The organism is Actinomycetota bacterium, assembly GCA_030682655.1.
In the GTDB taxonomy this organism is placed as follows: domain Bacteria; phylum Actinomycetota; class Coriobacteriia; order Anaerosomatales; family JAUXNU01; genus JAUXNU01.
In genome coordinates this window covers 1-10,869 of sequence record JAUXNU010000169.1, presented here as the reverse complement: position 1 = coordinate 10,869, position 10,869 = coordinate 1, and the positions used below count along the sequence as shown (strand labels likewise).

The following is a 10,869-nucleotide window of genomic DNA, read 5'->3' as shown; positions in this document are numbered from 1 at the left end:
GCGTGTTAGCGTTCACCAAGACGGTGTTCCTTTCGCGTGGGGTCATGGAGGTCTTGTAACTCCCATTATCCCAGCTCAAAGGGTCACCGTCGCCTGTTTCAGGCAGGAAAGTCAGGCGCTTCGTGAAATTTCTAGGCTAGGCGGCGGAATGAACCGCGATTCGCCTTTGGCGAGGCCACCATCGTGGCCGGTATCACTGGAGTGGCGTACTTGTGCGCACTGGCGTATCGCGTCGGTCAGATGCTTCGCTTCGGGCTGCCCATCACATTCGCCACGGTGCGGCTCAGCGATGCTGCCTTCGCCGGCCTGTTCGTGGTCGTTGGTGGCACACTCGGCGTGTTTGTGGCTGACCTTCTCGAGTCTTGGCGTGCGGGAACAGCCGATCGACTTTGGCGATTGTCCCTGTGGGTGGCCTTCTCCCCGGTTCTGCTCGCTCTGGCGGTGCTGTTGCTGGTGACGGCTGTCGTTCTCGCGTCACTTATGGGGTGGCCTACGGCGCTTGTGCTGGTCGGAGTCGCTGCTGCGGGCCTTGTTTGGGCGATCCGGGATTCTGCGACGCTTGGCAACGGCCGAGCCGAGGTTGGACACCCTGACCGCGCTTTCAAGACGCCAGCCTTTGCTCACCATGTCCACGGTGCTGGCGACTGTCCTGTGCTTGGTGGCACTGTCATTTGGCTGGGCAGGGATTGCGATTCCTGGGGCGTCGTACCTTCGAACCGAGACGACGAACGAGGTCGCCGTCGCCATCTTCGATGACCGGGCAGTCCTCGCCGGGATAGAGCCCACTGACAGCACGGAGACCACCCTGACAGGAGCAGTTCGAGTCGTTGCGCTTCCATCTGCTGATACGAGCTTCTCGGCGGCGCGAGTGCGGCGGATTTCGCCCGCACCAAGGTAGGCGCCGCGCACCGCAAGCCACTGCGGTCGGGATTCCGCGCCCGAGTTGGCACGTGGTGTATTCTGTTTCTATAGTACTGCTCACTCGGGGCGGGTAGAATCGACTTTCGGCTGCTAGAGGTCGATGCATTCGCCCGGCGTGGTTGGCAACTTCGCACGTACTTTGCATCTGGGAGTGACCGGTGGAGATTCCGGCGGGGGACGAGTTCTACTTTCAGTGGCACATCACTGAACGGTGCAATCAACGCTGCGCCCACTGCTACCACGAGTCGTACTCCTCCTCGGACGAGCTGGCACTGGTAGACCTCCAAGCCGTCTTCGCCGAAATGGAGCGTGCGCTTCGCGCGTGGAACCGAATCGGCTCCTTCTCCCTCACCGGCGGCGAACCGTTCATGAGGCGCGAGGAGCTGTTCGCGCTCATGACCCGGCTCGACTCCAGCGACGTTGTGGGCTACTACGACATCCTGACCAACGGAGCGCTCATTTCGGATGAAGACGTTGCGCGCCTGCGCACTGCGACGAAGCTCCGACGTGTCCAGGTCTCGCTCGAAGGCCCATCCGCCGAGCTCAACGACTCAATCCGGGGCAACGGCACGTTCGAGCGAACGCTTGCGGCGATAGATCTCCTCAAGTCCCAGGGCATGGAGGTCGCCGTCATGATGACCGTCACAAGGCGGAACATGTGCTCGATCCCACAGATGCTCAATGTGCTTGCGGGCCATCAAGTTGACACTTTTGCGGTAGAGCGGTTCATACCTGAGGGCTCAGGTGCAGAACTTCACGATGCCATGCTGACGCCCGGAGAGGCGCGAGAGGTCTTTGAGACGGTCCACGCTATCGGCGTGGCAGAACGTCGCGTCAGGGTCTTGATGTACCGCCCGCTCTTCGCACTTGTCGATAGCGATGATCCGACCGTCGGGGCGATGTGTTCCGTGGGAACCAACGCGCTCACCATCATGCACGATGGGACTGTCTACCCTTGTCGACGATTGCCGATTGCGCTCGGGCATGTGCTCCGGGATGGGCTCTTCAAGATCTGGTACGACTCGGATTTCCTCTGGAAGGTTCGGGACCCGGCGAACCTGGCGGACTGCGCGGAGTGCGATCTCGTCGCGGTGTGTCGTGGATGCCGAGCGATGGCGCACTTTGCTTCGGGCGACTGCTTTGGCGCCGATCCGCATTGTTGGAGGCCGGTTGAATGTACCGCCTGAGACAGGGGCTCCGTCTCCGGAGGGGTCCGTCCGAGACGTTCTGGGCGCTTGACTTGGAGAGCGGCGAGCACTACGAGGTGAACGGAATCGCGTTCGAGGTGCTGGAAGCGCTCGAGGGAGGGGCTGAGCTTGAGACGATCGTGCTCAAGCTTGCCGACGAGTATTCTACGGGCGAGGACACCGTCAGGGCAGATGTCGCAGAGTTGCTCGAGAAGTGCGCAACCGAAGGACTTGTAACAAGGGAGGCGTGAGGGATGGCTGCCAAGAAAGCCAAGACGTACGAGAAGCCGGCGATCAAGAAGCAGGACAAGATGAGGTTCCCACTGCGAGGCGTGGAGAACGTGAATAGAGAGCTGGCCTGCCGGCAGTGCTCATCCTGCCACGGATGTCGATGACCGTCCGAGTCGGGGGGCAACGTGGAAGCATCGCAGTTCACTGCACTTGAGTACTTCGCCCTCCTGTATGACATCGGTATCGACGAGGAGGACTACAACAACGACGAACCGCAGCAGCGCGGCAAGCTGCGGATCGAGGCCGATTTCCCGGAATTTCCAAGTGAATGGTATGGCACCGACGGCAAGTTGCGCCCTCTGCCCATCAGGCTGACTCTGCTGCCCGGCGAGAACCGAGAGTACGCAGGTGCATGGACTCCGGGCGACCGCATTGGTAGCGAAGATGGCTGGCTCGAGACACTCGTTGGATGCTCTGATTCGTTCCTTAGCGGGCAGTGCGAGCCCGGCAGTCTGGACGACTCATGGCGGAGGCTTCTCGTCGCGAAGCGAGCACGATGCTTCCTGCAGGAGCGGGACATAGAGCACGCCGGGGTCGAACTGGATCTTCTCGCACTGGCTTTGACCCGATCACTGCCCGCCGACCCGGCGCATGGTGGTGATGTAGTCGTAGAGCATGAGTGGCAGGTCCTTCGAGTTCTCTACTTCAACGAGATCGCAGCTTGTTACAACGGATACCATGCCATCGCACACGCGACAGACTGTCTCGACTACATTCGTAAGCTTGCTGGCAAGAAAGAGTCACCTCACGAGCTCGTCGCGCAATACAACAAGGCCCAGGGATATTTTCACGCGCGTGAGCACGAGACGGCCTATGCCCGTTTCGCGGAACTCGCGGAGTTTGTTCTGACGTCGCAAGACGCCGGGTACTTTCAGCCCGGAACGGGAGCAGCAGCGCCCTCGTGGCGGTTCCCGAACGAGCACATGCTTTTCTTGTATGCAGTCGGACTCCCAGCAGCCTTCATGGCGGCTGAGTCTCTGTTCAAGTTGCAGCGATCGACCGAAGCCGTAGAATGGTTGGACCGCTGGCTCAAGAACGCCCGCGCTGCACATACGATTCCGTCTTACTGGATTCTGCGAGCGCAGGTCATGGCATGTCGAGCAAGGGTCGACCGCTTCGATCGCAGCTCACTCGCTGCAACGCGCGTCCTGGTTGATCCAGATGAACAGGATATGCTCTCGCTTTCTGGTGCGCTTCTGGCATCGCCATCCTACCGCCACGGAAAGCGGAACACTCTGCTGCAGTCGTTTGCAGTGGCGACGGAACTCAATCAGAAGATCTGTGAAACTGCCGCAGACGCGTTAGCAGAAGCCTTGAAGTCCGAGTGTAATGCTGAGCAGCAGCCTGCCGACGGGTTGCTTGCGTGGGATGCAACTGGATTCACCGCGCTGGAGTCCGTTCGGGTAGCCGTGGAGGCGAGATATCGCGAAAGTGGTTCTGACAAATCGGAGAAGGACCAGGCGGTCTTTCACTGGATCGATGGGTTGTCCTGCACTGCGGCGGCGATAGCAGCAGCGGCAGAGGCCCTTGAATCCGTCGCTTCCGGTGCGCCAATGCGGGAAGTTATTGCCGAAGGCGCGGTTCGGTCGGCCATCGAGATAATGACACTCGGCGGCGCGTATTGGAGCTGTGAAGTCGGGCCGGCAGGGGACATGCGGGCGTTGGCGAAGAACCTATGCGGAGACGTCGTATACCGGCCGCAGAAGCTCGAAGCGCGCCGCAAACTCCTCCCGAATCTGCAAGCTCTCTTGACTGCTGTGGAGCCGATAGAAGCCTCCCTGCTGAGTGCTGGTGAGATCGAGGTGCGAACAGGTGTGGGAGTCTCACCTGCATTCCTGGGCGGTCTCACGTCTGACGCCCTTCGCGGCGAAGTCCGCGGACTTGCTGCGCATCTGATCGATCAGTTCTCCGAACCAGACGAGCGAGGATGCCTGCGCGTCAAGCCCGAAGTCAAGGATCCGCCAAAAGGGTTCGAGCTTCAGGAATGGTTGGAGCTCAGGGTCTTGTTCTCGCAAGACGGATCGGTCTTGCCTGTGGATGCCGAGAGCGCTGGCACTGCTGGCCAGCAGCGGGCTGTGGAACGACGGCACGAAACGCTGCGCCGCCTCTTGGCACAGGAGTTCGTCCGGTGCCGCCGCGACAGCGAGGCTGGAAGGCAGCAGGTCTCACTCATGCATCGAGTTCTCGGTGGTCCGCGTCGCAGGTTCTCCTGTGTCGTCGCTGGCGGCCGCGGATGTCGCCGCAGAAGCTTCCGCTGCCTGTTCGTTGACGACGATCGCAACTGTGTGCGCGCTGATGAGGCAATGCGCAGCAACCCCAGTGTGACCTTCGACGAATACGGTCATGCGTCGCACTACTACGACGGTGTCATCGCCCGCAATCAAAAGCAGATAGCGAATCGGCTCTATGCGCAGCGGAAGAAGTCCGAGGAGTCAAGCTGGTACCTGTGCGTGCTGCAAAGGTGGAATTCGTACACTCCAGCCATGGCGGCATCAGACGGGGGTGGGTACTTCCTCTATCGGACGGCCGAGGACGGACTGATCGACTATGGAGTTGTGATCGATCCAGGCTACGGATTTGTGCGCAACTTCCTCGGTGAGGGCTTCGGAATTTGCGATGTCAACATGATCGTCGTCACACACGATCATCCTGACCATCTCGACGATTTTCAGGCCTTAGTCAATCTCGCATTGGAAGCAAGCAAGGGGCGGAGCACAGGGCCGACCGTTGGCCAGCAGAGAGGGCACAAGCTACACGCTGTGCTCTCGGAAGGCGCCTTCTCACGGCTCAGGCCAGCAATTGAGAGCGCGGCTCAGCAGTTCTATGACACGTGGGTCATCACCTCACCTCCCAATCCCGCACTGTCTGAGTGCGTGCGCTTGAACTTGGAGGATTTCGTGCCAAACGGGCATGAGGGCGGTACGTTGACCGTGAGAGCTCGACCAGCCTTGCACAAGCCGGGACGCGACGATGCTATTGGGCTCGTGATTAAAGCCGCGGACAGTCTCGGTGGCGAGCGGCAGGACTTCCAGATTGACGTTCCGTCTGACACGAAATGGACGAACGGCGTGTCGGGCGCCTACTCGGAGAGCGCTAGCTCGCTGAGTTGTCTTCACCTCGGATCACTGACCCCCGACGGAGCGGGTGCGTCGAGGTTCTCCGTGCTGGACTACTTCTCGGAATCGAAGACGAGCAGGGAAGTCCTCGGGCGGAAGTGGCACCTCTATCTACCTGGTGTTGTCTGGTTCATAGACGACCTCATGCGTGCGTACCGCGGGGACGGCCACAAACTGGTGGTACTGTCTGAGTTCGGTGAGGAACTGAGCGGTGGGCTGCGTGTGGACCTGGCTCGGAAACTCGCCTCGTTCTTTGAGACCCGATACGCGAACCTGACGATTCTGCCGGGAGACATTGGATTGACCGTCGATTTGGCCAAGAAGACCCTGAGATGCAGTTGCTGTGGCCAGTACTCCGCCTGGTCGACTCCTTTCGCTCCTGAGGTGCACGGGGAGTCTGAGGGCATTTTCTACGTGTGCTCGGAATGCATGGACGTGCTGTCGATCGATCAACGACATGAGTGCTACAAGAAGCACGAGCTTCCCTTGCACCATCTGGTGGCGGACATCTAATGGCGCCTTCCGAAGCAGGGGTCAGGGCTTACGACGCCCTCGTCAACAGCCTCTCGGGCATGGCCACGAGGCTTCTAGATTGCACACGAGTCGCGAGGATCATGGTCATCACTGGGTCGATCGATGTCTGTGCCCTTGAGGCCATTGTGCAGTCTCAGCGGCCGGATGGGGGCTGGAGTGACGTCGAGGAGACCATGTGGTGCGCGACTTTGATGAGACATGCCGGTTTGGACAGTGAGTACAACGCTGCGCTGGCGTGGCTCAGTCGGAATGAGTCCCCCGGCGGCGCTTGGGGGAAGTCGACCCGAGACACGGCGAGAATCCCGCACACCGCGCTCATGTTCGCCTTGCTTTGTGATGCGGTGGTCACTTCACCGCGGGTCGAGGTGCTGCGGAGGCTTTGGGAACAGGATCTAGCCTCCCAGGTTCGCCTTACCTACAAGGGCGGTTTCGTGTTGCTGGCTGCTGGTGCCGCACACGCGGCATCTCTTGACCAGGTGTCGGGCTTGACTATCAGCTTCCTCAGGGAACAGCAGAACGATGATGGAGGATTCGGTCCGTGGAGGAATCACCCAATCGGCAGCGATCCATGGAGCACAGGTGTGGTACTGGCGGGCCTATGTTCCCTTCCCGAAATTCTCGACCGCAGGATGGTTGAGCGCGCGGTGCGCTGGCTTTCCGCGTGCCAGCTTGATTCGGGCTACTGGGCGTACCACTTCATCGACGAGGGCACGGCCTACGCCTATTGGGGTCTGTCAGAAGCCGCCAAGCTGCTGGAGACCGCCTGATGTGTGGCATCTGTGGCATTTCGGGACGTGTCGACCCAAGCTTGGCTGACCGCATGTTGTCGAGTATTCAACACCGGGGCCCGGATTCGTTTGATCTCCTGTCCCTACTCGGATCATCGGTTGGTGGATGCCGACTGGGAATTGTGGGGTCCCCGACCTGTCCGATGCCGCGGTTGCAGGACGGGACGCTGGTCCTGCTGAACGGCGAGTTGTACAACTACCTGACACTCGCTCGAGAGATGAACCTCGGCGCTCTCGATTCATTGGATCCCGAGTCACACCTGATTCACCACCTGGTTCAGCGTGAAGGGTGGCAGGGATTGGGCCTACTCCGCGGGATATTTTCCATTGTTGTCCTGAACCAGAACCGCACGTTGATGGCGCGCGACCGACTCGGGATCAAGCCGCTGTTCTATTCCATCGTGGGTGATGAAGTCGTCTTCGGCTCGGAGATGAAGGCGATCTTGGCCGACAGCCGGGTGTCAACGGCCCTCGACGAGCAGGCGATGGATGAGACCTGCGTATTCGGCTACATCAGCTCGCCTGGTCGAACTCCATTCGCCAGTATCAAGCAGGTTCCGCCGGGATGCGTCGTTGAAGTCTCTGGCGGGCGAGTCCTAGTTCACAAGTACTGGGAGCCAGAGCCAGCGCGACATGGCGGCGCAGAATCCTGTGCGGACTCCGCAGCAGCTGTGCTCAAGTGCCTGCGAAGCGGGCTCGGGCAGATGCTGCATCATGATCCCCTGGACAAGGGGTTCTATCTTTCGGGCGGTGTCGACTCGTCGCTGCTGGTGATGCTTGCAGCCCAGTTGCAGGACGGTCCACCCCTGACGTTCACTCTCGCGGACGGCGGCGACACGCCAGATCTCCTGGCCGCACGTGAGGTCGCCGCAGCGGTGGGTGCCGACCATCACGAATTCCGCGTGACGGTGGACGACTACCTCCGCGAGCTCCCCGTCTTTGTGCACCACTACGAGAACGTTGTCGCCGGCGGAGTGTTCGACATCCATGGGGGCATGGCGTTCCAGATGTTGTCGCGCAGGATCTCCGAGCACGTGCGTGTGGCATTCTCCGGCGAGGGCGCGGATGAGCTGTTCGGCGGGTACTACTGGGCCCACACCCACCCGCTCGGCTTCTCCGATCGGATTCGCGGGCGGCTTGATGCCATCGGGTCGCCCGATGCTGTCGCCGAGCAGGTGAGCAGGCTGTTTCCGCGGCCGGAAGATGAGTCCGTCTACCGACGCAACCTATTCGACTTCCTGATCCGTGGTGGCCTCTCCAACTATCACCTTTGGAGTGTCGACAGGTCCTGCTCCGCCTTCGGCTTTGAAGTCCGCCCGGCATACCTCCACGACGATCTCGTCGAGCTGGCGCTTTCTCTTCCCATCGAGGCCAAGGTGCTTGGGGGCGAGACGAAGCGTGTTCTCAAGGAGGCAGCGAGGCCGCTGTTCGACCACTACGGCGTGTCGGACCTTCTGAATCGGAAGAAGTCCGGAATGCCGGCGGCCGTGGCACGGATAGCGCCACAGATCGAGACACTCGCACGTGGATTCGTGTCCGAAGCCGATCTTGCATCGCATCCATTCCGTCGTTGGGTGAAGTCCCCGCTCGACGCCGTGATGTTCGACCTCTTCCACTACGTGTTCGTGGAGAACCGCGGCGCACTCCCGACGGGTTTCGATGTCGGGGAGTTCTACGGAAGTGGCGATCGTGCGCGTATGTATCGTTAGCAAGTTCCCGCCAATCGAAGGCGGGATCGCTGCGCGTACCTACTGGCATGTGCGGCGGTTGCTGGACGCTGGACACGACGTGGCGGTGGTGACGAACTCCGGAAGCATCGAGGCGGCGTATCGTATCGCCGGTTGCGAGGAGCACTTGGACTGGCTCGTTCGCGAAAGGGGACTGCGTCTCCACGATGTTCCTGGGCCGGTGCCGTGGCATATCCCAGAGAGTCCGGACTACTTGGAGCGGCTGCTGAACGAGCTGCTCAGCGTGCTGCGATCGGGCGAATGGGACCAGCTCGAGTCCGGGTACCTCGTGCCGTACGGCATCGCGGCGCACCTGGCCTCGAAGCTCACAGGCGTGCCGCACCTCGTTCGGCACGGAGGCAGTGACATCGCCAAGTTCCTGGATCATCCGGGCTACAGTACGATCCTGCGCGACGTGCTCCGTGATGCGCAGCTGGTGATCACAGACGAGGATCACGAGCCCATCATCAGCGCGACCGGCGCGAAGACGGAGTGTCGGCCGATCTACGAGATCGACGAGACGGCGTTCGGGGCCGGCGAACGGCGTGTCGCTGGTCGCCCCCGAGTCTACGCGTACGTCGGGAAGATCAACCACCACTGGCGTCGCAAGGGGCTCGACCAGATAGTCGACTGGTACGCCGGACAGGACCACTCGGAGGTTTCACTGCGGCTCGTGGGTCAAGGGATCGGGGAGTCGGACTTCGAGCAGTGGATGCGCGGGCGCTTGGGGTTCGCACTGCCTCTCGAGCCTTTCGTGCCGCCCTGGGAGACGCCGCGGCTCCTGAACTCCGTCGATGCGGTATTCGCGCTCGCCGCGGATTCCACCGTGAGGAACACCTCACTGCTTGCTGTGGAGGCGCGCCGGATGGGCGTCGAAGTCATCGAGTCCCTGTAGCGGAGACCCCGATTGGTGAGTCCGTATTCCGGTCGAAGCCGGACACCATTCGGGTCCAATCCGGACACCGTCACGCTCGAAGCCGGACACCATTCCGCTTCAAGAACCAAGACGACGCATGGACCGGGCTCCACACTTCTCTTGCCAGCGGACGAGACGCGATCGCGCAGCTGAGCGGGCAGACGACCAAGATGCGCCGAGGCGTCGGCAAGCCATTCGGTTGTCCTGACACGGCACATCGAACAGAATGTGCGGTCAGGGGGTGCGCATATGCATGGTCGGCAGTTGGACGAGGCAACACTTCGCTTTCTGTCCGGCGAGGACTCGTCGATTTCCTCGGAAGTGCTTGCGCAGACGCTGCGCGGGCTGCAAACGGCGGTGTGGCTGCTGGGTGCGCAGGCGCTGGAACATAGCGTGAATGAGCGCTTCAAGCCTGGTCAGGAGCTGCGGCAACACTACGAGCTGGTGTGCAGAGCCCCCGAGTCCGGCAGCTACGCCATGCCGATCGAGCTATGGGACATCCGACAGCAGCCAGACCTGACGTCTCCGACCGACCTCCTGGGAAGAGCATTGGAGGTCGCGCGTGCTGTTTCCGATGGGGATCGGGAGGCGCTGCGCGAGCGGATGCCCGATTCGTTCCTCCGTAATCGCATGCTGCGCGAACTCGCGCGTTTCCTGCCCCGACCTGGCGACACCTGGAAGCTCGACATGGAAAGGTCCGGCGCGAGCGTGACACTGGATGCGAGATCCGGCAGGACCGCTGAGTCATGGCTGCGCGTTCCTGAGGAGACCGCGACCATGACAGTCACTGGGGACTTGGTGCGCGTGGACTTCGAGGAGAACAAGGTCGTCATCCGTCACCCGGTCACGAATCGCCTCATAGACTGCTACGCGCGACCCGACGTCATCGACGATCTCGTTGAGAACCACTACGAGCCCGTGCAGGTCACCGGCGTCTTCACGCTCGACGAGAACGATTACCCTATCAAGCTCACCGACGTCTCCGTGGTCGAGACTGTCGACCTGTCTCCGTTGACGATCGACGCTGTGGTTCTCGAGGGGCAACTGCTTGTGCCGAGTCCGCCCCTTGTTCTCACGCCTGCTCTCGAACCCGAGACGAAGCAGGTTCTCCTCGCGTCGGACGAGGGCCTCGGTCTCTCAGCCGCCGCCCCCACTCGGAATCAGCTTTACGAGGAACTCGTGGATGAGATCGCGTTCGTTTGGGAGGCCTATGCCCTTGAGGCCGACGAGATCTTGTCGCCTGCAGCAGCCGTGCTGAAGAAGCGGCTGTTGGAGAGGTTCCAGGTGAACCGCGATGGCGTGTAGGGACAAGAAGGCGATCGAGGAAGCTCTGAACGACAAGGGGTTCCGACCCCATGACAACGACCACAAGCGTTTCATCTACTGGAC

The 10,869-nt window shown here is 61.2% G+C and carries 9 protein-coding genes; all 9 read left to right on the top strand.

What is annotated here, in order from left to right; genetic code table 11:
- Nucleotides 1–183: 183 nt before the first annotated feature.
- Nucleotides 184–756, top strand: a complete 573-nt coding sequence (locus Q8K99_10980) for a hypothetical protein (GenBank protein MDP2183077.1) — start codon at nt 184–186, stop codon at nt 754–756.
- Between the two features lie 323 nt (nt 757–1,079).
- The gene (locus Q8K99_10975) at nt 1,080–2,108 is read left to right on the top strand and encodes a radical SAM protein (protein ID MDP2183076.1); all 1,029 of its coding nucleotides are present in this window, start codon (nt 1,080–1,082) and stop codon (nt 2,106–2,108) included.
- Nucleotides 2,096–2,359, top strand: a complete 264-nt coding sequence (locus tag Q8K99_10970) for a PqqD family protein (protein ID MDP2183075.1) — start codon at nt 2,096–2,098, stop codon at nt 2,357–2,359. The genes Q8K99_10975 and Q8K99_10970 overlap by 13 nt, the downstream gene beginning before the upstream one ends.
- A gap of 3 nt (nt 2,360–2,362) precedes the next feature.
- Nucleotides 2,363–2,503 carry a hypothetical protein gene (locus tag Q8K99_10965; GenBank protein ID MDP2183074.1) on the top strand — a complete coding sequence of 47 codons (141 nt, stop codon included), beginning with the start codon at nt 2,363–2,365 and terminating at the stop codon, nt 2,501–2,503.
- Between the two features lie 21 nt (nt 2,504–2,524).
- A complete protein-coding gene (locus Q8K99_10960) occupies nt 2,525–6,028 on the top strand; it encodes a hypothetical protein (GenBank protein ID MDP2183073.1) in 3,504 nt (1,167 codons plus the stop codon).
- Nucleotides 6,029–6,366: 338 nt separating this feature from the next.
- Nucleotides 6,367–6,816 carry a terpene cyclase/mutase family protein gene (locus Q8K99_10955; GenBank protein ID MDP2183072.1) on the top strand — a complete coding sequence of 150 codons (450 nt, stop codon included), beginning with the start codon at nt 6,367–6,369 and terminating at the stop codon, nt 6,814–6,816.
- A gap of 53 nt (nt 6,817–6,869) precedes the next feature.
- The gene (locus Q8K99_10950) at nt 6,870–8,546 is read left to right on the top strand and encodes an asparagine synthase-related protein (GenBank protein MDP2183071.1); all 1,677 of its coding nucleotides are present in this window, start codon (nt 6,870–6,872) and stop codon (nt 8,544–8,546) included.
- Entirely contained in the window at nt 8,527–9,459 is a 933-nt protein-coding gene (locus Q8K99_10945; GenBank protein MDP2183070.1) for a glycosyltransferase, read from the top strand. The genes Q8K99_10950 and Q8K99_10945 overlap by 20 nt, the downstream gene beginning before the upstream one ends.
- 270 nt (nt 9,460–9,729) lie before the next feature.
- Nucleotides 9,730–10,785: a hypothetical protein gene (locus Q8K99_10940; protein MDP2183069.1), complete on the top strand. Its 1,056-nt coding sequence runs from the start codon at nt 9,730–9,732 to the stop codon at nt 10,783–10,785.
- Nucleotides 10,786–10,869: the final 84 nt, after the last annotated feature.